This window comes from Bradyrhizobium sp. 6(2017) (assembly GCF_011058295.2).
GTDB lineage: Bacteria > Pseudomonadota > Alphaproteobacteria > Rhizobiales > Xanthobacteraceae > Bradyrhizobium > Bradyrhizobium septentrionale.
In genome coordinates this window covers 5,052,982-5,075,106 of the sequence record NZ_CP049289.2, presented here as the reverse complement: position 1 = coordinate 5,075,106, position 22,125 = coordinate 5,052,982, and the positions used below count along the sequence as shown (strand labels likewise).

The 22,125-nt window shown below is 62.6% G+C and carries 20 protein-coding genes and 1 tRNA gene; 12 read left to right on the top strand and 9 right to left on the bottom strand.

What is annotated here, in order from left to right:
• Positions 1-3: 3 nt before the first annotated feature.
• The 3 genes from G6P99_RS23695 (at position 4) to G6P99_RS23685 (ending at position 2,920) form a co-directional block, all read left to right on the top strand.
• Positions 4-924 carry a LysR family transcriptional regulator gene (locus G6P99_RS23695; protein WP_165123577.1) on the top strand — a complete coding sequence of 307 codons (921 nt, stop codon included), beginning with the start codon at positions 4-6 and terminating at the stop codon, positions 922-924.
• A 108-nt stretch (positions 925-1,032) separates the two neighbouring features.
• Positions 1,033-1,323: a DUF485 domain-containing protein gene (locus G6P99_RS23690; RefSeq protein ID WP_051346409.1), complete on the top strand. Its 291-nt coding sequence runs from the start codon at positions 1,033-1,035 to the stop codon at positions 1,321-1,323.
• Positions 1,324-1,336: 13 nt separating this feature from the next.
• On the top strand, positions 1,337-2,920 hold the full coding sequence (locus G6P99_RS23685) for a solute symporter family protein (protein ID WP_029081894.1): 1,584 nt from the start codon (positions 1,337-1,339) through the stop codon (positions 2,918-2,920).
• Positions 2,921-3,000: 80 nt separating this feature from the next.
• On the opposite strand, the gene G6P99_RS23680 is transcribed toward G6P99_RS23685, so the two are convergent.
• A complete protein-coding gene (locus G6P99_RS23680) occupies positions 3,001-4,410 on the bottom strand; it encodes an FAD-dependent oxidoreductase (protein ID WP_029081895.1) in 1,410 nt (469 codons plus the stop codon).
• 54 nt (positions 4,411-4,464) lie between these two features.
• Positions 4,465-5,352, bottom strand: coding sequence for a haloalkane dehalogenase (locus G6P99_RS23675; protein ID WP_029081896.1), 888 nt, complete (start codon positions 5,350-5,352; stop codon positions 4,465-4,467).
• Positions 5,353-5,528: 176 nt separating this feature from the next.
• Between G6P99_RS23675 and G6P99_RS23670 the strand changes: the two genes are divergently transcribed.
• Positions 5,529-7,517: a BTAD domain-containing putative transcriptional regulator gene (locus G6P99_RS23670; RefSeq protein ID WP_084518510.1), complete on the top strand. Its 1,989-nt coding sequence runs from the start codon at positions 5,529-5,531 to the stop codon at positions 7,515-7,517.
• Positions 7,518-7,863: 346 nt separating this feature from the next.
• Here the strand turns inward: G6P99_RS23670 and glmU are convergent, their stop codons facing one another.
• Positions 7,864-9,222 (bottom strand): bifunctional UDP-N-acetylglucosamine diphosphorylase/glucosamine-1-phosphate N-acetyltransferase GlmU, encoded by a 1,359-nt coding sequence (gene glmU, locus G6P99_RS23665; protein WP_029081897.1) that lies wholly within the window; start codon positions 9,220-9,222, stop codon positions 7,864-7,866.
• Positions 9,223-9,405: 183 nt separating this feature from the next.
• Here glmU and G6P99_RS23660 point away from each other — a divergent pair, with 183 nt between their 5' ends.
• The gene (locus G6P99_RS23660) at positions 9,406-10,806 is read left to right on the top strand and encodes a hypothetical protein (protein ID WP_205751510.1); all 1,401 of its coding nucleotides are present in this window, start codon (positions 9,406-9,408) and stop codon (positions 10,804-10,806) included.
• Positions 10,807-10,901: 95 nt separating this feature from the next.
• Positions 10,902-11,282: a hypothetical protein gene (locus tag G6P99_RS23655; RefSeq protein WP_029081899.1), complete on the top strand. Its 381-nt coding sequence runs from the start codon at positions 10,902-10,904 to the stop codon at positions 11,280-11,282.
• Here the strand turns inward: G6P99_RS23655 and G6P99_RS23650 are convergent.
• Complete coding sequence (locus G6P99_RS23650; RefSeq protein WP_029081900.1) at positions 11,242-12,870, bottom strand: beta-1,6-glucan synthase; 1,629 nt, start codon at positions 12,868-12,870, stop codon at positions 11,242-11,244. The two genes, G6P99_RS23655 and G6P99_RS23650, sit on opposite strands and share 41 nt — an antisense overlap.
• 244 nt (positions 12,871-13,114) lie before the next feature.
• Between G6P99_RS23650 and G6P99_RS23645 the strand changes: the two genes are divergently transcribed.
• From G6P99_RS23645 to G6P99_RS23635, 3 genes are all read left to right on the top strand, one after another.
• Entirely contained in the window at positions 13,115-13,726 is a 612-nt protein-coding gene (locus G6P99_RS23645; protein ID WP_029081901.1) for a hypothetical protein, read from the top strand.
• A 193-nt stretch (positions 13,727-13,919) separates the two neighbouring features.
• The gene (locus G6P99_RS23640; protein ID WP_165123575.1) at positions 13,920-16,796 is read left to right on the top strand and encodes a glycosyltransferase; all 2,877 of its coding nucleotides are present in this window, start codon (positions 13,920-13,922) and stop codon (positions 16,794-16,796) included.
• A gap of 194 nt (positions 16,797-16,990) precedes the next feature.
• A tRNA-Lys gene (locus tag G6P99_RS23635) sits at positions 16,991-17,066 on the top strand.
• 56 nt (positions 17,067-17,122) lie between these two features.
• Here the strand turns inward: G6P99_RS23635 and G6P99_RS23630 are convergent.
• The 4 genes from G6P99_RS23630 to G6P99_RS23615 form a co-directional block, all read right to left on the bottom strand.
• On the bottom strand, positions 17,123-18,298 hold the full coding sequence (locus G6P99_RS23630; RefSeq protein WP_165123573.1) for a hypothetical protein: 1,176 nt from the start codon (positions 18,296-18,298) through the stop codon (positions 17,123-17,125).
• 35 nt (positions 18,299-18,333) lie between these two features.
• Positions 18,334-18,591: a hypothetical protein gene (locus tag G6P99_RS23625; RefSeq protein WP_165123571.1), complete on the bottom strand. Its 258-nt coding sequence runs from the start codon at positions 18,589-18,591 to the stop codon at positions 18,334-18,336.
• A 1-nt stretch (position 18,592) separates the two neighbouring features.
• Complete coding sequence (locus G6P99_RS23620) at positions 18,593-18,754, bottom strand: Arc family DNA-binding protein (RefSeq protein WP_246709602.1); 162 nt, start codon at positions 18,752-18,754, stop codon at positions 18,593-18,595.
• A 452-nt stretch (positions 18,755-19,206) separates the two neighbouring features.
• Positions 19,207-19,632 (bottom strand): hypothetical protein, encoded by a 426-nt coding sequence (locus tag G6P99_RS23615; protein WP_165123569.1) that lies wholly within the window; start codon positions 19,630-19,632, stop codon positions 19,207-19,209.
• 167 nt (positions 19,633-19,799) lie between these two features.
• Between G6P99_RS23615 and G6P99_RS23610 the strand changes: the two genes are divergently transcribed.
• Complete coding sequence (locus tag G6P99_RS23610) at positions 19,800-20,297, top strand: hypothetical protein (RefSeq protein ID WP_165123567.1); 498 nt, start codon at positions 19,800-19,802, stop codon at positions 20,295-20,297.
• Positions 20,298-20,563: 266 nt separating this feature from the next.
• Here G6P99_RS23610 and G6P99_RS23605 read toward each other — a convergent pair whose 3' ends face one another.
• On the bottom strand, positions 20,564-21,451 hold the full coding sequence (locus G6P99_RS23605) for a hypothetical protein (protein ID WP_165123565.1): 888 nt from the start codon (positions 21,449-21,451) through the stop codon (positions 20,564-20,566).
• Positions 21,452-21,649: 198 nt separating this feature from the next.
• Here G6P99_RS23605 and G6P99_RS23600 point away from each other — a divergent pair, with 198 nt between their 5' ends.
• Both G6P99_RS23600 and G6P99_RS23595 read left to right on the top strand, forming a co-directional pair.
• Positions 21,650-21,784 carry a hypothetical protein gene (locus G6P99_RS23600; RefSeq protein ID WP_256434666.1) on the top strand — a complete coding sequence of 45 codons (135 nt, stop codon included), beginning with the start codon at positions 21,650-21,652 and terminating at the stop codon, positions 21,782-21,784.
• Positions 21,785-21,807: 23 nt separating this feature from the next.
• A complete protein-coding gene (locus G6P99_RS23595; RefSeq protein WP_165123563.1) occupies positions 21,808-22,116 on the top strand; it encodes a hypothetical protein in 309 nt (102 codons plus the stop codon).
• Positions 22,117-22,125: the final 9 nt, after the last annotated feature.

Genomic DNA, 22,125 nt, shown 5'->3' with positions numbered 1-22,125 from the left:
GTCATGTTCGATACGATCAACTGGGACGATTTGCGGGTCTTTCTCTGCGCCGCCCGCGCCGGAAATTTGAGCCAGACAGCAAAGCGGCTGCGGCTGGACCATTCCACCGTCAGCCGGCGCATCGCCCAGATGGAAGCTTCCCTCGGGGTTGCGGTGTTCGAACGCCACCGCACCGGTCTCAAGCTCAACGAAATCGGCGAGCGGTTGCTGCGTCACGCCGAGCGGGTCGAGAGCGCGGTGATCGCCATTCGCGAGGAGGCCAGCGCCGGCGACACCCAGGAGCTCGTCGGGAACGTGCGGCTCGCCACCATGGAGGGGATCGCCTCGCTCTACCTTGCGCAACGCTTTGCCAAGCTGCGTCGCACCACGCCGCACCTCACCGTCGAACTCGTCACATCAGCCCAGACGGTCTACGTCCATAAGCGCGAAGCCGATCTGTTCGTGTCCTTCTTCCGGCCACCCGGTCCGGGCCTGATCTCGGAGCGCATCGGCAAGTTTCGGCTCGGGCTATTCGCGAGCCAGGACTATCTCGACAATCACGGCACGCCTGCAAGCCTTCGCAACCTCGGGGATCATTGGTTCGTCTCCTACATCGAGGACCTGGTCCAGGTCGATTCAGTGCGCTGGCTCGCCGACGTCATCGAAGAGCCGAAAATCGCCTTCCACTCCAACAGCATGATCGCGCAGATGAACGCTGCGGCGGGCGGCCTCGGCATCGTGATGCTCCCGAGCTTTGCCACAAACGACCGGCCCGACCTCATACCCGTGCTGCCCGCCCTCGCCGGCACCGTTCGGGAGGTCTGGCTCAATGTCCACAGCGACCTGCAATTTGCCCCGCGCATCCGCGCCGTCCGCGCGTTTCTGAAAAATACCCTGAAGCAGGACCCCGACATGCAGGTCTCGCTGGCCGATGCCGTGCCGTAGCAGCGCACGGCGGATTGCAAAAATCCATAATTCCCTTCCGTCGGAGCCCGACTGAAGCTCCTCCGATTGGCGCCAGCCAGGGCGCGCTGAAGTTTTGAGGGGCCAAATATGAAGGTGGTTACATCAGGCAATGTCGATCCGGCGTTGAGCGTCGGCGCCTTGGCCAAGAAGCGGCTGACGGTCGCGCTCGTTCTCAGCGTCGCGATGATGGTGATCTATTTCGGCTTCATGGGGCTTTTCGCGTTCGACAAACCGCTGCTCGGCACCATCCTGATGCCCGGCCTGTCGCTCTGCATTGTGCTGGGCCCGCTCGTCATCATCTCGTCCTTCGCGCTCTGCCTGGTCTACGTGCTGTGGGCGAACCGGGTGTTCGACGCCGGCATCCGCAACCTTCGCTAAAGGAGCAGAGAAAATGGGCAGCAGCGCGCTTTCGATCGGGTTCTTCTTCGCCTTCATGGCATTGACGTTGGCGATCACCTATTGGGCCGCACGACGCACGCGCACCACCGAGCACTTCTTTGCCGCCGGTGGTCAGGTCACGCCGTGGCAGAATGGCTGGGCACTCGCGGGTGACTTCCTGAGCGCTGCCGCCTTGCTCGGAATTGCCGGCATCGTCACCTCAAACGGCTTCGACGGCATGATCTATTCGATCGGCTGGCTGGTCGGCTGGCCGATCATTCTGTTCCTGATCGTCGAACCGTTGCGCAACGTCGGCCGGTTCACCTTCGCCGACGTCGTGGCCTATCGCCTGCGCCAGCGCCCGGTGCGCCTCGCCGGCGCCGTCGGTACACTTGCCGTCATCCTGTTCTACCTGATCGCCCAAATGGTCGCTACAGGATCGCTGATCAAACTGCTGTTCGGCCTGCCCTACACCTGGTCGGTCGTCATCGTCGGCAGCGTGATGCTGGTCTATGTGCTGTTCGGCGGGATGTTGGCGACCACCTGGGTGCAGGTGGTCAAGGCTGCGTTGCTGATGGGCGGCGGCATCCTGCTCGCCTTCCTCGTCTTGACCCATTTCGACATGAACCCGCTGAAGCTGTTCGCCGCGGCGTCCGAGAAATACGGCACCAAGGTTCTGCAGCCGGGATCGAAGGTGATCTCCGGCCAATGGGATGCCATCTCGCTCGGGCTCGGCCTGATGTTCGGGACCGCCGCGATGCCGCATGTGCTGATGCGGGCCTATACGGTGAAGGATTCCAAGGCCGCGCGGTTGTCGATCCTCTATGCAACCGGCCTGATCGGCGTATTTCATCTCATGGTCTTCATCATCGGCTTCGGCGCCATGGTGCTGGTCGGCCCCGAGGCGGTGGCAAAGGCCGGAGGCGGCGGCAACATGGCAGCGCCCCTGCTCGCGCTCACCGTCGGCGGCAATGCGTTCTTCGGCTTCATCTGCGCGGTCGCCTTCGCGACGATGCTCGCCGTCGTCGCGGGGTTGACGCTGTCGGGCGTCGCAACGCTCTGCCACGACGTCTGGACCAATGTGATCCGGGACGGTACCGCTTCAGAGGCCGAGCAGCTCAAGGTCGCGCGCGTCGCAACCGTTTTGATTTCCATCCTCGCCATCATTCTTGGCGTTGCGTTCGAAGGCCAGAACGTCGCCTTCATGGCGGGGCTTGCGTTCTCGATCGCCTGCGCCGCGAATTTCCCCTCGCTCGTACTCGCCATCACCTGGCGCCGCTTCACGACGCCTGCAGCCGTTGCGAGCATCCTCGTCGGCACGCTGAGCTCCCTGGTGCTGATCTATCTGTCGCCGACCATCCAGGTCGACATTCTCGGCAAGCCATTGACCGAGATCCAGCATGAATGGTGGTTCGTATCGCTGCGCAATCCTGCGATTATCAGCATGCCGCTGTCGTTTGCGGTCGCGATCCTGCTCTCGCTGGTCACGCGGGAGAAGAACGCAAATCTCGCTTTCGACGAGATGCAGCGGCGCATCCTGTTCGGACCGGTCCAGCCGAACACCGACGCGCCGCGCCAGGCGAAGAGCGCCGCCTGAACCGCGTCGCTAGCCCGAAACGCAGCGCGTGCAAGACTGGAGTCGAGTTCGCGACAGGGAGCGGCGATGCCGGCCGGCCATCATTTGGTCTCCGGCACGCTACGAGGCGGCACGCTCGAAAACAATGAGCTTAGCCCTTCGGCCATCGTCGGGTGGGCAAAATCTGCGTCGGCAAGACTTGAATAGGCAAGGCCCGCCAACATTGCCGTTTGGACCGCAGCCATGACTTCACCGGCCGAGGTCCCAATCATCGTGAATCCGAGGATCCGATCGTCGTTGTTGCCGACAACAACTTTCATAAAGCCCTGCCTTTGATCGGTAGCTTGCGCCCCAAGTACGGAATCCATCGGCAGCGTTGCGACGCGAGCGAGCACGCCTTGGCGTTTGGCTTCACCTTCGCTGAGCCCTACCCGGGCGAGCGGGGGATCGGTGAACATGCAATACGGAACCAGCCGGTCGCCCGTAGTGCGATGTCCTCCCGCGAGATTGTCACGGATGATACGAAAATCGTCTTCGGATATGTGCGTGAACTGCGGACTGCCGGCGCATTCTCCGACTGCCCATACATCCGGCGCACTTGTCTCCAGTCTGCCGTTGACGCTGACGTAACCACGCCCGTCCAGTTCAACGCCGGCCTCCTTCAGACCAATTCCGGCGGTGTTCGGAATGCGCCCAGCCGCGACCAGAATATCGCTGCCATCAATTTGTTGCTCACCTGACGGGGTGCGCAGGGAAAGCGTAACCTTGTCTCCCGATCGTCCGCCGACTTGCAGCAACTGGGCTCCGGCGAGAACCTGGATACCTTCGTCGCCGAGAACGCGCCGTATCTCATCCGAGACGTCGACATCCTCACGCGCCATCAGGCGAGGACCGGACTCGACGACGGTCACGGCGCTGCCAAAGCGGCGAAAAGCCTGTGCCAATTCAAGGCCGGAATAGCCGCCGCCGATCACGATCAGGTGCTTCGGGACATAATCCAGTTCCAGCGCCTCGATATGCGTGAGTGGACGAGCCGCCTCCAGGCCAGGCACATTCGGAACCGCTGCATGCGTTCCAACATTGAGGAATATTTTGTCGGCCGCTAGCACTCGCGTTCCGCCGTCGTTGAGTTTCACCTCAAGGGTCATCGGCGCTACAAAACGGCCGCTTCCCATGATCAGTTCGGCACCGCTTTCCTGGTAGATTCGAAGGTGTTTCGCAACCTGGCGTTCCACCATCTCGCGCTTGCGTCGACGAACCAGCGCCATATCGACAGCGACCGCCCCACTTATTGTACCGTGTCGCGCGCCATGCCGCGCGACGTGCGCTGTAGTTGCGCTGGAGATTTGGTTTTTGGTCGGCATACAGGCGATGTTGGGACAGGAGCCGCCGATCCAGCGTCGCTCCACAACGGCGGTTCGCCGTCCCGATTGCGCCATGTGCCATGCGATAAGCTTGCCACCGGCCCCGCTGCCCAGGACGAGAACCTCAAATTGCTCTGCTTGAATCATATCTTCTTTCCTGATGCACTCGCACGCGCCCCGTATTGCGGTCTGGACGACCCATCAGACCAGTGTCTTTAACCAGCCAGCGACGGCCTGCCCGATTTCGTTTGGCGAATCTTCCTGGACGAAATGGACTCCCTTGACCGTCACCTCGGTCTGCGCCGGGAAGCTTTGGGCGAGTTCAAGAACCTTGCCGTCAGCCAGGATTCCGCCGGGCTCGGCCTTCAGGAACAGCTTCGGCACGCGGCTGGTCTTCAGCCAGTTCGCATAGGCGTCCACAATCGCAGTGACGTCGGCGGGATCGCCTTCGATCGGGATTTGCCGAGGCCACGTCAGCGTCGGCCGCCGATCCTCGCCGGGCTCGGCGAACGGCCGGCGGTACTCCGCCATCTCCTCGTCCGAGAGCTTGCGCAGGATGGCTCCGGGCAAGACCTTCTCGATGAAGAAATTATCTTGCAGGACCATCTGTTCGCCGGCCTCGGAACGCAGTCCCTGCAAGACGGGCCGCATTCCGAATTTGTCCCAGTGGTCCCAATACTGCCGCCCCACGATCGCTTCCATGTATGCGATACCCCTCACGGCATCGCGGTGGCGGTTGGCCCAGTCGAAGCCGAGGGCCGATCCCCAGTCGTGGATGACCAAGGTCACGCGCTCGCGCACATTCAGCGCCTCGAGCAGAGCGTCGAGGTAGCGGCGGTGCTCGACGAACCGATAGGAGCCAGGCCCACTGTCAGGCAGCTTGTCGGAGTCGCCCATGCCGATCAGATCGGGGACGATGCAGCGGCCTAACGGCTCCAGGTGCGGCAGCACGTTGCGCCACAAGTACGACGAGGTTGGATTGCCGTGCAGCAGCACGATGGGGTCGCCGTTTCCAACCTCCACATACGCCATCTCAAGGCCAAGGATCTGGCGCCGCTGTTTTTTGTAGGGAAATGCTGCAGATATCATGATTGTTTCTCCTGACGCAGAATCGGCGACGACAGAGCCTTCTCGTTAAGTTGCTGGTTGCGCTGGATGTTTTTCTTCCGCATGGAACTCGGCGTGTGCTAACGTCCGAGTGATCACACGGTGTCCAAGATCTCCTGCTGTAAGCGGCTATCGTTGGTGCGAGCGTTGGAGCGATCATGGAAATGGCGAGCCTGTCCGCGGACCGCCTGCTTTTTCTGGGACCGTTGCAGGTCATCCAGAATGGAAGCCCGGTGGCGCAGCCGCCATCGCGCAAGGTCCGCGCTCTGCTTGCCTATCTCGCGATGGCGGCACGGCCGGTTTCCCGCGAAAAACTGTGCGAGTTCCTTTGGGACGTCGCCGACGACCCACGAGGCGAACTGCGCTGGTGCCTGTCCAAGCTGCGACCATTGGTCGACGGGCCAACAACGATGCGACTTGTTGCCGACCGCAAGCAGGTCTGCATCGAAACCAGCGCACTCGAGATCGACGCACTCCTGGTCGCGCGCCGCACCCAGAAGACTTTGACCTGCGGGTCGCCGAGCGACCTTCGGGCGCTCCTGAATCTGTTCCGGGGTGACTTTCTCGAGGGTCTTTCCGTCGAAAGGGCCCCCTCGTTCGAAAACTGGCTGGCGGGCCAACGGCACCGTTTTGGTCAATTGCGGCAGCAACTACTCGAACGACTAAGCTCGCTCCTGCCGCCGGAGAGCGAAGACCGTATCGAAGTCCTGCGCGAGTGCCTCGACATTGCGCCGTTCGACGAAGCGGTTCATATCGAACTCGTTCGCGCTCTGCTTGGTCGAGGGCTTTACGCGGAAGCCGAGCATCAGATCGATGCGTCGGTTACTCGCTTTCAGACCGAAGGCATCGACCCGTCGTCGCTGAAAGCCGCCTTTGCCACGGCACAACAGTCAATTTCGAAGCCCATCAGCGTGAGTTTGGTGGGCGTCGCGCATTCCGGCATTCCGCCTGCCCGACCGAGGCATGATACAGGCGGGCCAACACTCCTGTTGCTACCCTTTACGGCCGCGCCGGGAGACGTTGCGGATGCTGACAGCGTCACCAGCGACATCATTTTCGGCATTGCCAAATTGCGAAGTATCAGCGTGATTGCTCGCGGCACCGCCCTTTCGTTGCGGAATCAAACGCCCACGGCAGCTGCTACCCTGGTTAATGCGCAATATGTCGCGTCAGGCCACTTACGACGTGACGGCAAGAAATATCTCGTCACAGTGGAACTGATCGACCCCAGGAGCGATCGCATCTTCTGGGTCGACGAATTCAGTTGCAACGCCGTTGATTCCTTTTCCGTACCTCCGTTGCTGGCCGCGCGCATCATAACGGGCCTTGATGCCGAAATTCATGTCATTGAGCGGAACCGTGCGCTGCTCATGCCGCCAGCCTCCCTTGATGCCTGGCAGGCGTATCATCGTGGCCTCGCATGCATGTACCGCTTTACGACCGACAGCAATCGTGAGGCACAGCATTTCTTCAAGAGGGCGATCAGTCTCGATCCAACTTTCTCTCGAAGCTATGCCGGGCTGTCCTTCACGCATTTCCAGAATGCGTTCCATCTGCATGTGAGCCAACCCGAGCGTGAAATTTCGTTGGCCTTTGAGACAGCCGAACAGGCATTGATGTCGGACCCCAACGACCCGGCAGCCCATTGCGCCATCGGTCGTGCTCTATGGCTTCAGCACGCGCATGACGGCGCTCTCGGCGAGCTCAATCAATCCGTTCGCTTGAGTCCCAATTATGCCTTTGCTCACTACACGCTTGCATTCGTACAAGCTCAGACCGGGGACCCTGCGCGCGCAATAGACGCAGCCGATATCGCATCTCATCTCAGCCCGCTTGATCCGATGATGTTCGGTACCCATCGGGTGCGGACGTTCGCGTTGCTCCGACTGGGTAAAATCGAGGAAGCTGCCGATTTTGCCAAGCTTGTTGGCGAGCATGCCGGCGATCATGTTCACGCGCATGCCGTGTCGGCGCTGACGCTCGCCGCCGCTGGACGAGTCGAGGAAGCCCAAGCCGCACGTCGACGCATCAGCGCATTGCGCCCGGATTATAATTTTAAGCTATTCAAAGAGGCACTTCATATGCTGGACGATCTGACAGGTATCTACCAGAAAGCCGCGAAGTTACTGCAAATCCCGGAATGCTAGGATATTGATGTCGACTTTTAGCATCGGATCGAAATGCTTTGTTGGGTGACGCTGGGGCAACAGCCTGTTTCCAACAACACAACCCTGTGGTTATGGGTCCCGGCATTGGCCGGGACGACGGTGGAGTATGCGGACAAAGTCGCGCAATGAACGCGAAGCTGCATTCTCATCCACATCTGTCGTCGCCCCGGCTTGACCGGGCGATCCAGTACGCCGCGGCCTCTCGGCTCAACAACGGGCCGTCTCTGGAATACTGGATCACCCGCATGCGCGGGTGATGACGCCTCGGATTGGGATGCGTCGCAACGACATCGTCAGGCAGGCGTATGCCAGCGACGCGACTGCCTCACTTCCCCTTCGCAGCCTTCGCCTTCATCTTGGCCGCGCGATAGCGCGCGGCGCCGCCTTCGCGGATGGATTGTTCACTACGCTCAATCGACATCGCGTCGTCGGGGACGTCTTTCGTGATGACCGAGCCCGAGCCGATATAGGCGCCCTTGCCGATCGTCACAGGCGCGACCAGCGACGTATTGGTGCCGACGAAGGCGCCCTCGCCGATCAGCGTCTTGTGCTTGAGGAAGCCGTCATAGTTGCAGGTGATGGTGCCGGCGCCGAGGTTGGAATTGGCGCCGACATGGGCGTCGCCGACATAGGAGAGATGGTTGACCTTGACGCCGGCCTCCAGCGTGGCGGCCTTGGTCTCGACGAAATTGCCGATCCGCGCGCCGTCGCCGAGCGAGGTGCCGGGCCGCAGCCGCGCATAGGGACCGACCGACACCTTCTTGCCGATGCTGGCCTCGACGATGTGCGAGAAGGAATGGATCACTGCGCCGTCGTCGATCGAAACGCCGGGGCCGATCACCACGAACGGCTCGATCGTGACGTCCTTGCCGAATTTGGTGTCGGCCGCGAGATAGACCGTCTCCGGCGCGATCAGGGTCACGCCGGCCTCGAGCGCCTGCTTGCGCAGCCGCGCCTGCATCACGGCCTCGGCCTCCGCGAGCTGCGCCTTGGTGTTGATGCCGCGCACTTCGTCTTCGCTGGTTTCGATCACGACGGCCTCCAGTCCCAGTTCCCTGACAATGCCGACGGCATCGGTCAGATAATATTCGCCCTTGGCATTGGCGTTGCCGATCTTCTCGATGATCGCGAGCGCGGTCTTGCCGCCGAACGCCATCACGCCGGCGTTGCACAGTGTGATCTTGCGCTCCTCGGGGCTGGCGTCGGCCTGCTCGCGGATCGCGGCCAGTCTGCCGTCCTCGACCACCAGCCGGCCATAGCCGGTCGGGTCGGCGGCGCGGAAGCCGAGCACCGCGAGCGCGGCGCCGTCGCGCAGCGGCGCGCGCATCTGCGCAAAGGTCTCGGCCGAGATCAGCGGCGTGTCGCCGAACGCGACCAGCAGATCGTCGGCGCCGCGGGCGATCGCCTCGCGCGCGGCCAGCACCGCATGCGCCGTGCCGAGCCGTTCGCGCTGCACGAAGGTCTGCGCGTCGGGACGCACCCGGCGCACCTCGGCGGCGACTGCCTCGTGGTCCGGGCCGATCACGACCGCAAGCTGCGATCCCTCGCCGCCGGCGGCGGCATTGAGCACATGCGACAGCAGCGCCTGGCCGGCCACCGGGTGCAGCACCTTCGGCAGCGACGATCGCATTCGCGTGCCCTCACCGGCCGCAAGCACCACAGTCAGGCTGGTTCGCGCAGTCATTCGCAATCCTCGATCTCCCGCGCAGTTCGCTGCGCAAAGCTTACTTGGAGGCCGTCTTTAATTGTTTTCCCCGGCAGAAGAAACCGTCTCGCCCCCGCCGCTGCTCAGAATCAAGTTCCCGGTCCATTTCCTGTTAATCTTTACCTCGTGATTCGGCGGGCCTTGAGGAGGGCCAAGCGGGCTTTGGCCAAAGATCGCGACAATCTGGCGGCGGATTTCGACACCGAGAGCACCACCGGCTTTTTGGCCGAGGAGGAAGCTTTCGATCGCCGCATGCTGTGGCGACTCGGCTCGTGGGGCGTCGCCGCGGTCGGCGCCGTGGTCGTCGCCGTGATGGCCAACCAGTCGGCGCTGACGCTGAAGCGCGATCAGGTCGCGGCGTCGGACATCACACGCCAGGCCCAGCAATTGCAGACGCTGGCGAAAGAGAGCCACAGCGAGACGCGCCGGCTGGCGTCCGCGATCGATACGCTCAACGGCGACCGCGACCGGCTCTATTCACGCATCACCAGCCTGGAACAAGGCCTCGACTCCGTGACCGGCACGATCGCCAAGCAAGCCACGACACCGGCATCGTCGAGTTCTGCAGCGGCGGCCCCCACGCAACCCGCTCCCGCCAATTCAGCGCCCGCCGTTCCGGCGCCCGTGCCGGCCGTCGCCGCGGTCGCAACCACGCCGCCAGCCGCGCCGGACAAGTCGGCGATATCAGGCAAGACGGCTGCTTCAACCGACAGCAAGCCGGTTGGACCGGTCGAGAAGCCAGTTGCTGCGGCCGAGAAGCCCGCGGTGGCCGACAAGAAACCTGCTCCCGCGACCAAGCCGCAGGCCGTGTCCGAGAAGCCGCCGGCCGCGGAGAATTCGCAGCCGGCCTCTTCGCAACCGGGCTCCGGCTTTGCAGCATCGATTGCGAGCCCGATGACGGCGGCCGCGGCTGCCAGCGCCGAGGATGCAAAAGCGGTTGCGTCTGTGCCCCCGGCCACGCCGGTCGCGGACAAGCCGCTCGTGGCATCGCTTGAGCCTGCGGCGAAAAAGGCCACCGAGGCCGTCAAGCCTCCGACCGCCAACGACGTGACCGCAGCACCGATGCCGCCGCTGGTCATCACGCCCGATCCGGACTCCGACGAAGACGATGCCGGCGCGCCGAAGGCGCAGATCCAGCGCACCGAATTCGGCGTCGATCTCGGCACCGCGAATTCGGTCAACGGGCTACGCGCGCTGTGGCGTGGTCTCTTGAAGTCCAAGGCCAACGCGCCGCTGGCCGCGCTGCGGCCGATCATCGTGATCAAGGAAGGCAGCAACGGGCTCGGCATGCAGCTGCGCCTGGTGGCCGGACCGCTGAACGACGCCGGCACCGCCGCCAAGATTTGCGCAGGCCTCAGCCTGATCCAGCGGACCTGCGAGACGGCGATCTATGACGGCCAGCGGCTCGCCCTGAACGAGCCGCCCGCCGGCAGCAAGCCCGTGCCGACGCATCGGCGGATGGCGCCGAGGCGCACTGCCGCGCCACCTCCGCAGCCCGTCGCCGAGGACAAGAAGCCGGAGCCGACGACGATCTCCTCCATGTTCCGGCGAAACAGCCAATAATTATGTCCGGCAAGGGATTACGGCCAAATTCTCAACCGATTTCGCTGCTTTGACCGAGCCTTGTCCCCGACCCCGTTCCCGACCATAGTGCCGCGATGACAAAACCTCCGTTCCGCCTCTCGCCCTATCAGGTCCAGTTCCTGCTGGTCATCGGCTTCCTCACCGTCGGTTACGCGCTGTATGTGCGCTATCTGGCGATCGAATTCTCACCCGTTGCGCTGGCCTGCGACGCCGGCACGCAGAACATGCTCTGCAAGGCGCGCGCGCTGTCGACCGTGCTGTTCAAGAATTCGGTGTTCGGCATCACCGCGCTGGTGATTGCGGTGCTGAACCTGACGCGGCCGTCGATCGTGCTGCTGACCGTCGGGCTGATCGCCGCCGGGCTCGGCATCGTGCTCTACAATGTCGTGCTGTCGGGGCTCGCGATCGGACTGTTTATCCTGGGTTTTGCGCGGCCCGCGCCCGCCACAGCGTAGCCGCCAGCAGCAGGTACATCACGCAGGTCCAGTCCGACTGCCAGTTGATGGTGCCCTCGTTGAAGATCATGTAGGCGGCTGCGATCGCCAGCAGGCCGGCGAACACCGATTCTGCGATCGGCCGGACGCCCTCCTTCGGGCGATTGAGCATGGTCAGCAGCGCGAACGGCACCACGGCCATGGTCAGCGAAGCATATGGGAAATCGCGATAGCGCGGATCGAAGGTGAAGCCGAGCGCGGTCTCGGCCGCGATCACGGTGGTCACCGCCAGCACGATCGCCAGCAACGCGCCGATCAAGCCCTTGCCGCGATAGTCGCGCGGCCCGACCAGTTCCAGGAAGGTCGGCAGCGAGCGCCCGGCGATCAGCGCATGCGCCGTCAGCAAGGGCGAGGCGATCGCGGCCGCGAGCAGCACGCCCCAATGCAGCCAGCCGCCGGCGCCGTAGCTCTCATAATACATCTTGTCGCCGGCGATCCCGAGCAGCGTCCCCGCCGTCGTCGCCGAAATCGCGACCGCGAACCAGGCCGATGGCCGTGGCGTCCAGGGCCTACGGCGCAGCGTCAGCCAGGCCACCAGGAAGGTCGCGACGGACAGCGCCATGCCGCCCGCCATCTGCAGCTTCCAGGCGGGATAGTTGCTGATCGCAACGCCCGGCGGATACTTCACCTGCCGCTTGATCGAATCGAACAAGCCCCAATAGCCGCCGACGGTGCCCTCGAGCCTGCGCTTCCAGGGCTGGTCGTAGGCCTCGATCAAATTGACCCGAAACCCCTCGCGCTTGGCGAGATCGAGGATCTCGGACACTACCCGCGCCTGGTTGGTGCGCGACGGCAAGGCGCCCTCCCGCATCCGCCCCGTGCTCGGCCAGCCGGTCTCGCCGATCAGGATCTCCTTGCCCGGGAACGTCACCGCCATCCGCTTGCGGATGTCGTCGACATGGGCTGCGGCGTATTTGGCCTTGATCGGGATGTCCTCCCAATACGGCAGGATGTGAATCGTGACGAAATCGACCGCCTCATAGATCTCGCGATTCTTCAGCCAGTATTCCCAGACGTCGGCATAGGTGACAGGGACATTGCCGGCCGCGGCCTTCACCGCGCGGATGTTGCCGGCGAGATCGGCGGCCGTCATCTCGCCGCGCAGCAGCACTTCGTTGCCGACGATCAGCGCGCTGACGACGCCCGGATATTCCTTGGACAGCCGCACCGCGATCGCGATCTGCTGCAGGTTCTTGAAGCGATTGCTGCCGAGCCAGATGCCCTGCATCACCTTCAGCCCGACCTTGGCCGCAACGCCGGGGACCTGGTCTAGGCCGTTCTCGATCGAATAGGTGCGCACGCAATCGGTGACCTTGGCGAGATCGGCGAGGTCCTGCTCGATCTGCTCGACCGGAATTTGCGTGGTCGGATCCAGCGGCGTCTGGGCGCCGCGGAACGGCGTGTAGGACACGCATTGCAGCTTCGCGGCAGGATCGATCGGCGCGCGCGCGAGCGTGATCGGCGTGGCGAGCCACCACCACACGGCTGCAATCACGGCGAGCGAGATCAGGAGAAGCGCCAGCGGCGTACGAAGCGAAATCGGTTCCATCCTCCGGGGGACCGTCGAATTAGCCGGTCACAGCCCATCTGCCAAGAGTAGGATTAGGTCAATACCATGGTTGTCCTGCGACAGTTTTGCGCTGGTGCGATAAAGTTGTGAGTTTGCTGGACAAAATACCAAATTCCAGTCATGGGATTCCGCCAGAGTCTCTGCCGCGCTGGAGCCCTATTTGGACGGCATCACGCGAGCCGTTAGGATGATCCCGCGGGGGCAGGAACGTATCGGGGAATGCATGCGTCGACGGCTGCTTGAGTTGAAGAACACTGCTTTGCGCCACCTTGCCGTAACGGGCCTTGTGGCAAGCCTTGCGCTCCTGACCGGAGCCGGCGGCGCTTTCGCCCAGTCAGGCACGCCAAATCCGCCGGATCAGGCCAAACAGCAGTCCGGAAATCCGGACGCCGCTGCCAATGCAGCGAAGGAAGCCAACCAGCGCAAGGTCGAGGAATTCGTCGAGGCCCAGCAGGCCATCAACGGTCCGGCCGGCAACCCGGAATGCGTCTGGCTCGGCCGCCGCGTGGTCCGTCTGATGTGGAACGACGACCTCGACACCGCCTTCCGCCATCTCGACCTCTATGACCGGTTCGGCTGCCCCGGCGGCCACGTCCAGGCTGCGTTCCGCTGCCTGACCCGGTTCGGCGCCCAGATCGACGACAAGGTGCGCGGCAGCCTCGACGGCCGGATCCACGCCTGCTGGATCAATCCGGGCGCCCAGCCGCAGGCCGCGGCTGCGGCCGCCGCGCCCACCCCGGCACCAGCGACCGCTGGCAACGCTGCGCCTGCGCCGGCCGCCTCGCCCTCGCCCGCGCCGACCCCGTCGGCGTCACCGGCGCCGGCATCGAAATAGCCGGATTCCGCGATCGGGTCCGGCCGCGATTTTTTTCGCGGCTGGAACGGCTTGCGCCCTTAAAACGCCATCGCGGCACACCAGTTGTTAAATCGGATGGCGGAGATATCTTTGCCTCCGCCGCCGTGTTGGTCGAACCCAGGGGACGGGTTCGCTTCGTCCTCACTCTCAGGCCCCGTATGGTTTAACCGCGATGCGCGCCGTCGTCGCCGTCCTGTTGCTTGTCACCGCCGCCCACGCCGCCCTGTGGGGTCTCTTCCAGGAGAAGCAGTCGGCGCCCGATTTCCGTGGCACGCTGCCGAGCCTGTCCTACGCCCCGTTCGAGCCAGGCCACACCGTCGCGGATGTCGCCGCCGACACCGAGAAGGTGCGCACCGACCTAAGAAAGCTCTCCACGCTCACAAAGGCGGTCCGTCTCTATTCGTCGACTGAAGGCAATGAGTTGGTGCCGCCGGTCGCCGCCGAGTTCGGCATGAAGGTCACGGTCGGCGCGTGGATCGACAAGGACGCCAACCGCAACAGCCGCGAGCTGTTCAGTGCGATCAATCTCGCCAAGCGCAACAGCAATGTCATCGGCATCGTCGTCGGCAACGAAACTGTGTTCCGCGGCGAGCAGGTCCCGATCGAGAACCTCGGACCATTGCCCAAGGCGGACGACCCGAGCCCTGACGAGGCCGAGCGCTATCGCGAGGATTTTGCTCGCTTCCTTCGCGACGACGCCCCGCGCATTCAGCGCGAGGAGGACGCACGCCTCCACGATGTGGAAGCCCAGCCCGAGGACAAGCGCGCCGAGGCGAAGCAATGGGCAATTGCCGAGAACAACGTGCACCGGCTGATCAGGGTGATCCAGGCGGTCAAGAAATCGGTCAACGTTCCCGTCACGACCGGCGAAATCTGGAACATCTGGCGCGATCATCCGCAGCTCGCCAATTCGGCTGACTTCATCGCCGCGCACGTGCTGCCCTACTGGGAAAACTTCACCGACAAGCAGGCGGTGGACCAGGCGGTCGACCGCTACAATTTGCTGCGCGACTCGTTTCCCGGCAAGCGCATCCTGATCGCCGAATTCGGCTGGCCGAGCCAGGGCTACAATCTGCGCAGCGCCGAGCCCGGTCCATTCCAGCAGGCCACCGTACTGCGCAACTTCGTCGCGCGGGCCGAAGCCATCGGCATGGACTACAACATCGTCGAAGCCATCGATCAGCCCTGGAAATTCAACGAAGGCGGCGTCGGTCCGTACTGGGGCATCCTCAACGCCGACCGCGAGGCGAAGTTTTCCTGGACCGGCCCGGTCACCGATCTGAACTACTGGAAGATCGCGCTGGTCGCCGTCCTTGTCGGGCTGTTCATGTCGCTGCCGATCCTGCGGCTGGACCAGCCGACCGTGATGCAGGCGCTGCTGCTGTCGGCCGCTGCCAACGGCGTCGGCGCGTGGGTTGCGACCGTGTTCTCTTACTGGACCACGCACTACTTCGTCTGGGGCTCGGCCTTTGCGCTCAGCCTTGGCCTGGTGCTGCTGGTTCCGCTGGTCTTGATCGCGATGGCGCGAATCGAGGAGATCGCTGCGGTGGCATTCGGTCGCGGCCCGCGCCGGTTGATCGGCAAGAGCGAACCGCTTGCGCCCGCCACGGTCGGCGAGAGCGTGACGTTCCCGAAAGTCTCGATCCACATCCCGGCCTATTTCGAACCGGTCGAGATGCTGAAGCAGACGCTCGATGCGGTGTCGCGGCTCGACTATCCGAATTTCGAGTGCGTCTGCATCATCAACAACACGCCCGATCCCGACTTCTGGCGGCCGATCCAGGATCACTGCCGGCTGCTCGGCGAGCGCTTCAAGTTCATCAATGCCGAGAAGGTGCAGGGCTTCAAGGCCGGCGCGCTGCGCATCGCGATGGAGCGGACTGCCGTTGATGCCGAGATCATCGGCATCATTGATGCCGACTACGTCGTGCATCCGGACTGGCTGAAGGATCTCGTGCCGGCCTTCGCCGATCCGCGCGTCGGCCTGGTGCAGGCGCCGCAGGAGCATCGCGACGGCGACCGCTCGCTGATGCACTACATCATGAACGGCGAATATGCCGGCTTCTTCGACATCGGCATGGTCCAGCGCAACGAGTTCAACGCCATCATCGTGCACGGCACGATGTGCCTGATCCGCCGCGCCGCGATGGACAAGGCCGGCGGCTGGTCCAGCGACACGATCTGCGAGGACACCGATCTCGGCCTCTCGATCCAGCAGCAGGGCTGGCTCACGCACTACACCAATGTGCGCTACGGCGAAGGCCTGCTGCCCGACACCTACGAGGCCTTCAAGAAGCAGCGCCACCGCTGGGCCTATGGCGGCTTCCAGATCGTCAAGAAGCACTGGCGGCGCTTCCTGCCCGGCGCCAGCCGGCTGACGCCCGACCAGCGCCGCGAATTCTCGCTCGGCTGGCTCAACTGGCTCGGCGCCGAGAGCCTCGGCGTGGTGGTCGCGATCCTCAATCTGATCTGGGTGCCGATCGTCGCTTTCGCCGACATCGCGATCCCCGACAAGATCCTGACCTTGCCGATCATCGCCTCCTTCATCGTCTCGCTGGTGCACTTCGTGGCGCTCTACCGGCTGCGGGTGAACATCAAGGCCGCCCAGATGCTGGGCGCCATGATCGCGGCGATGAGCGTGCAGTGGACGGTGTCGCGCGCGGTGGCGCAGGGCCTGATCACCGAGCATCTCGCCTTCGCCCGCACCTCCAAGGGCGGCCTGTCGCGGATGTCGATCGAGTTCCAGGCGTTCTGGGAAGCCGTGATCGGCGTGCTGCTCTTGGTCGGCGCCATCGTGCTTGTCGTCACCAACGGCTACAAGCAGGTGCGCGAGATCTATATCTTCGCCGGCGTGCTGGTGCTGCAAAGCCTGCCGTTCCTTGCCGCGGTTTCCATCGCGATCCTGGAGAATTCGCGGATCAACGAGTTCTCGTTCTGGTGCAACAGCGCGATCCGGACGGCGGAACTGATCGGGTTGCGCCCGGTCAGCCTGCCTTCGGTCGCCGCCCCGTCGCAGCCGGTCGGATCGGAAATCCGCCACGACGGCTGAGCCGACTTCAAGAAACGGCCCTAACCACAGGTGGGGGAACAGCAAATCCAGCGGATCGATGCACAATTGACCGCCCCTCGGCTATTGACCCGATGGGCCCTGCCCCCTACACAGCGCGGGCTGGAGCAAGATCCCAAGTGCGGGCTAACCTGCGGGTTACCCTGCTGACGTCCGGATCCGATGTTCAGGTGAGTGAGCGCGTAGCTCAGGCGGTAGAGCACGTGACTTTTAATCATGGGGTCGAGGGTTCGAGTCCCTCCGCGCTCACCATAAAATCAATCACTTAGCCGGCTCACACGATGTCATTCCGACATCGCGTCACCCGCTCATTCCGACGTTTGCCCACCTTTCGTTCTGGCGTTTCGTCTAAGCCGCGCACCTACGCGCCGCTGTTCAATCGAGGTTTGAGCGTACCGAAGTAGCGCTGCCGTGGTCCTGTGGCCGCTTAGGGCACGCATCTGCGCATCCGTCAGGCAGGCGTCGGCGCCCTCGGTATTTCCGCCATGACGGAGGCCCATAAATTTGATGGCGGGGTCGATCCCGGCCGCAGCTCTGATCTCGGCGACGCGCCGGAGAAAGTGGCGCTTCTTCCAAGGAAGTCGCGTCTTGCGCCAACGGTCTTCGGCGTCTCGAGTTACGATTAGTGTTCCGTGACGCTCAGCGCCGTCCAGACGAGCCACGAGCTCCGGCCAGAGCGACGAACCGTCCGTGTCGTAAAGCGGCAGGTCGACCACCTCACCCGTCTTGTGATGGACGATCCGGGCTATCTGAGGATTATCCGCTGGGCGGTAGTGGGACCAAGATAGCCGGCCAAGGATGTCGATTTCCCGTTGCAGCCAGAAGAAGGCGATCATGGCAGCAGTACCGATCGAGCGCTCGCCCACGATGTCTGCGGCCGCAACGAACTTTTGCAGATCGGAGTGGCCAAACAATCGCGTCGGCGTCGCCTTGTACTCCAGATCCATTTTCTGGAACGGGTTTTGCGAGGGCACTTCCTTCGGTTCAGACCGCAGCGCCACGTTCCAGGCCCTTTGGCAAACCCTCATGGCAAGCAAGGCCGTTCTGTTTCGCTGGCCGCCCTTCGGATGCACCTTCATTCGCTCGTGGAGCTTGTCAGCGGCCCCTGGTGTGATCGACGCCAACATCAATGAGCCAACACGGCGACCATCTTTCAGCGGCAAACCCGATACCATCTGCAACATGCGGTCATAGCTCGAGCGGGATTCGTCCGACAGTTTCTTGTACTTCGGCGAAGATTTGTAGACGGCGACCATCCAGTCAAACGTGCCGCGGAGCGCACTTTCGGCATCCCCCGACTGACCCTCGCCCTTCGTCAACCATGAATGGTAGTGCGGATTAAGAATGTCATCACAGCGCTGCTTGGCTGCGCCATAGTCTGTCCCGAGAGCCTCGGGAACGACCGGACAGCCAGCTTTTCGCGCACGTGTGGGTGGTGACCAGTAATATGCAATAGCCCCGCTAACGAGGCGTTTTGCAGTCATCAGTTCTGGCCAGCCAACCGGCTTCCGTCTCGGCATCATGCGATCAATCCCGCCGCATCTTCGACTAGCCGCGGGGCATCGGCCTGAATGCCATGCCTGCGCGCGATGTCGCGGTCGAGTTTCAGGCGATGCCACTTCGGCAGACAGCCCTTAGAGCGCACGGGCTCGGAGTAAATGCCTGGCACTTTCTTGAGGAAGGCCTGAACACTGGGCTCGCCGCAATAACCCGCTGCATACTCGGCCGTCATCTCGAGCGGCCAAGATCCAAGCGGGATTGCAACGTCGCGCGCCATGTTAGTCAGCAGCCTCCGCTTCCATCTGCCGACGCAGAGCGATGATGATTTCACTGTTTTGAGAGCGCAGGTTTTCCGAGGCCTTACGCTCGAGCCAAGCCTTCGTCTCGCGCGGAATGCGGACTACCATCTCGGCGCGGTCGGCAGCTTTCACCATAGGCATGACGAACTCCTGTTGAATTTTTGAACCTCCGCAGTGTCGCCAGAGAGGCCGAACACTCGCGCCGCAAAGCCAAATCAATTTACCACTACAAAGGTATCGGTTCCATTTTTGTTCACCACAATGAGCGGTTGAGGGGCGAATATGCTGAAACCAATTTCCTGTTTAATCAGTATCAGTTCTCGTCTGTGCTGCCCTTGCCGTCGCGCGGTTATCCACGTTTATCGAGATACGGCTTTTCTAAGCCATTGTATTGGCTTTGAAACGACCGCCAGTCGGGATGGCATCCTCCGTTGACAAACCGATAATGGAGCTCCGTCAATCGATGACCACTCGTGACATGACAGAGGCCGAACAGGCTTCGAGCGCGCCGGTCTCGAAGCAAAACAACTAAGCCCGCCGGGCGTGAACCGGCGGGCTGGTCAACTCTCGTCAACGGCGGCTGGGGATCGAGTTCATACCGCCGCTATGTTGACGGCTGCAGCGGCCATTGTTTGTCGCAGGCGATAGTGCCAGCCGTCGCGGCCGATGCGGTCAGTGTCGGGCCATTCCTCGCCAGCATCCTCGAGCTCGTTCGCGTATTGGAGGATAGCGACGATGCCGGCGAGCGTCGTGGGTATCGTTGACGCCAAGTCCCAGGCAGCATCCCACGCAGCGTGACAGCAGGCCTCGTTGAGACCTTCAGCGTCGTAACGCGCGCCGGTGCCGGGGTCGGTGTCGTCGACCGCGTAGATTGACGCCAGATGGTCTGCTGAAGCCTTGCGATGCTTGGCAATGGCTGCCAGAGCCGGATCTTCAGCAGCGTCCGAGGCCAACAGCGTTGAGGCGGCTGCGGCACCAACCATCAGGCACAGGCCTCCCCTTCGGGTTACGGACTTCATGCCATACCTCCGCGCCGCCAGTCCTCAGACCCAACCTGCTCGAGCAGGCCGTCATGATCGGCGATCCCGGTAACGCATTCGTCCTCAAGGTCGCCGGTGCCGCCTGACGCCCAGCGCGTCTGGTCACCGGTCGGATTTGAGCCCGGCCCCCATCCGAGACCGGACCCATGACGCTCGACGCTGCCAAGGCTAGGCTCGTGGTCGGCCTGGTCCAGCTCAGCGTCGATTTCGACCTGTTCCTCGCCGAGGCGCTGGCGGCTGGCCTCCTCTTGGTTGATCATTCGATCGAACGTGCCGAGGTCGGGCTCGCGATCGTCGCCACCACCGCCACGGCCTTGGCCTGGGAATGCTTCCTGGGTGCCGAGAGACGGCTCATCGTCGTCCGGCTCCCGCTCCATATGATCGTCGCTATCGTCCAAAAACCGGATGAGCCGGTCTATCTCGTCCCGGGCCTCTTTGCGGAGGCGCCCTATGGCCTGGAAGATCTGTTCGGGGGAAACGTCGGTCTTAAAGTAAAGCTCACCAGCGGAGTCCGCTGGCCTTTCTACGGTGGTTTGCATGGTGGTTTGCTCTGTGGTTTCGGCTTCTCAGGGCCGTCGCCGCGGGTCAGCCGCAGCAGCCGGGGTCTGAGAACTCGCCAGAGCGACGAGCTAGGACGCTTTTAAGGGGTTTCCCCCTCTGGACAGCACGCCCAACCCCGGCCAATATGGCCATGATCGGCGCCGCGCCGCCAAGCGCGTCCGTCGAACCTTATTCCAGATCGGAAAAGGTTCATTCAGCCCGTCACCCCCGACGCCAATCGGGAGCATCCTGACCAAGGATGTGCGGCTATAGCTCTGGTCCGGGTTCTCAGGCCCACGGACACAACACCACTGATCTCGCGATTTGCCAAGCCCCTCTGGGGCGGCTTTCGCGTGAGCCCGAGTCGGACCTAGTCCCACAGACCCCTGCTTACGGTGTCGAGCCTGGTTGCCGCTCCATCGTCGAATAGCTGCTCATCCAGTGAGAGCAACAGACTGTCACCGAACTTGCGGTATTTCGTAGGGAACAGGCGCTCCCGCTCTTTGACGTAAAACTGCACTCGCTTTGCCACATCCGCGCGAGCCAGATTTCCAGATAATATCTCTTCGAAGATGCGGCTCACAATCTCATCGGGGTCAGGAATCGCCCGGGGGATCATCGCTCGTATTGCGTGATAGTCGTTCGCCTCGTCACGCTGCTGCTGCGTTGCCTCGCGCGCTCGCAGAATCGACCAGCGCAGTTTCTGAGCACGGCTGTTGCTTTCCGCGATCTGCTGCTTAACAAACCGATCGAATGAAGGATCAGCCTTGCGAGCGTTGTAGAACAGCGTGGAATTGACGATCACCGGCCGCTTCTTGCCGCGGAGATGCTGCCCTATTATCTCGGCAACTGACTTCTTTGCCAGAAGCATGGTTTTGACCTGCAACAGTTTCGCAGGGTCCAGCGGCTTAATATTGTTGATCCTTAATTGGTGACATGTTCGGCAATTTCTCATCACCCATCCCTCGGGGCTGACGTGAATGTATGCGTCAACTAGCGAGTGGCCACGCTTGCAAGTCTGCCGCTCGCTTCGGCCCGCGCCTTTACGCTTGTCAGCAGCCTTTCTGTTCGCCGCGAGCAGCGGAATGACTTCAGCTGCGTAGGTTGGGTGAGCGTCGCAATAGGCCTTAAATTTTGTCGAGCTTACATGGTGAGGCCGCAATGAGCTGCCGCCCGCGCGAAAGCCTTCAAGCATGCGTGCAGCCTTTTCGTCGGTCAGTCCCTTCTTCTGAACAACTCCCTTCGGCGAACGCCACATAGTTTCGCTCCGTCACAAGCACGGAATTGCGCCTGACGTGCAAAAGGGCTGAGTCGCTCAGAATATTTGGGCAGCAAGGGTGACGCTCAATCGGTGTTCTCCACCGTAAAATCACTGCCCGGGGTCGAATTTTCCTCTTGTGGACACGCTCCGGTTGATTCAGAATCCCAGAAGAGGATCACCGGGAGCTAGACGACGATGGCAACCATCGGCACTGTGGCTTTTCTCGTACTTCTCGCGATAGCGATGTTCGCGAAAGCCCGCTTCAAAGAGCGCGCGGCCTATCGGCAGCAGATGACCGACAATGCCATGCGCTCGATGGGCACCAATTAAGGCGCAACGGGAGGCGCCTGACCATGGCTACGGAGCCAAGCGACGATGAGGAAGGGCTCGAGGTGGTCGATAGCTCACATCTCACCGACGCAGATTGGGCCGAGATCAACAAGCTGAAGCACCTCGCTCAAACGGGTGGACAGAAAGCTATCTCGGAGGCAATCAAAGAACTCTCCGATCGAGACCCAATTAGGTACGTTTCCGTCATGGCCGCCTTTTTCCCCGACATGATTAGGGAATCCATCAGGGACGCTATGGCTGAGGCGGGAATGGACGAGGACGATCTCCGCGAACTGACGCGGAAACTCGAGAGCCCAGCCCGCGAACAATAACGCGCGGAA

What these genes read in the sequence shown, in the direction of transcription:
- G6P99_RS23695 (WP_165123577.1), top strand. Translation starts at nt 4, where the DNA reads ATGTTCGATACGATCAACTGGGACGATTTGCGGGTCTTTCTCTGCGCC.
- G6P99_RS23690 (WP_051346409.1), top strand. Translation starts at nt 1,033, where the DNA reads ATGAAGGTGGTTACATCAGGCAATGTCGATCCGGCGTTGAGCGTCGGC.
- G6P99_RS23685 (WP_029081894.1), top strand. Translation starts at nt 1,337, where the DNA reads ATGGGCAGCAGCGCGCTTTCGATCGGGTTCTTCTTCGCCTTCATGGCA.
- G6P99_RS23680 (WP_029081895.1), bottom strand. Translation starts at nt 4,410, where the DNA reads ATGATTCAAGCAGAGCAATTTGAGGTTCTCGTCCTGGGCAGCGGGGCC.
- G6P99_RS23675 (WP_029081896.1), bottom strand. Translation starts at nt 5,352, where the DNA reads ATGATATCTGCAGCATTTCCCTACAAAAAACAGCGGCGCCAGATCCTT.
- G6P99_RS23670 (WP_084518510.1), top strand. Translation starts at nt 5,529, where the DNA reads ATGGAAATGGCGAGCCTGTCCGCGGACCGCCTGCTTTTTCTGGGACCG.
- glmU (WP_029081897.1), bottom strand. Translation starts at nt 9,222, where the DNA reads ATGACTGCGCGAACCAGCCTGACTGTGGTGCTTGCGGCCGGTGAGGGC.
- G6P99_RS23655 (WP_029081899.1), top strand. Translation starts at nt 10,902, where the DNA reads ATGACAAAACCTCCGTTCCGCCTCTCGCCCTATCAGGTCCAGTTCCTG.
- G6P99_RS23650 (WP_029081900.1), bottom strand. Translation starts at nt 12,870, where the DNA reads ATGGAACCGATTTCGCTTCGTACGCCGCTGGCGCTTCTCCTGATCTCG.
- G6P99_RS23645 (WP_029081901.1), top strand. Translation starts at nt 13,115, where the DNA reads ATGCGTCGACGGCTGCTTGAGTTGAAGAACACTGCTTTGCGCCACCTT.
- G6P99_RS23640 (WP_165123575.1), top strand. Translation starts at nt 13,920, where the DNA reads ATGCGCGCCGTCGTCGCCGTCCTGTTGCTTGTCACCGCCGCCCACGCC.
- G6P99_RS23630 (WP_165123573.1), bottom strand. Translation starts at nt 18,298, where the DNA reads ATGACTGCAAAACGCCTCGTTAGCGGGGCTATTGCATATTACTGGTCA.
- G6P99_RS23625 (WP_165123571.1), bottom strand. Translation starts at nt 18,591, where the DNA reads ATGGCGCGCGACGTTGCAATCCCGCTTGGATCTTGGCCGCTCGAGATG.
- G6P99_RS23620 (WP_246709602.1), bottom strand. Translation starts at nt 18,754, where the DNA reads ATGCCTATGGTGAAAGCTGCCGACCGCGCCGAGATGGTAGTCCGCATT.
- G6P99_RS23615 (WP_165123569.1), bottom strand. Translation starts at nt 19,632, where the DNA reads ATGAAGTCCGTAACCCGAAGGGGAGGCCTGTGCCTGATGGTTGGTGCC.
- G6P99_RS23610 (WP_165123567.1), top strand. Translation starts at nt 19,800, where the DNA reads ATGACGCTCGACGCTGCCAAGGCTAGGCTCGTGGTCGGCCTGGTCCAG.
- G6P99_RS23605 (WP_165123565.1), bottom strand. Translation starts at nt 21,451, where the DNA reads ATGTGGCGTTCGCCGAAGGGAGTTGTTCAGAAGAAGGGACTGACCGAC.
- G6P99_RS23600 (WP_256434666.1), top strand. Translation starts at nt 21,650, where the DNA reads ATGGCAACCATCGGCACTGTGGCTTTTCTCGTACTTCTCGCGATAGCG.
- G6P99_RS23595 (WP_165123563.1), top strand. Translation starts at nt 21,808, where the DNA reads ATGGCTACGGAGCCAAGCGACGATGAGGAAGGGCTCGAGGTGGTCGAT.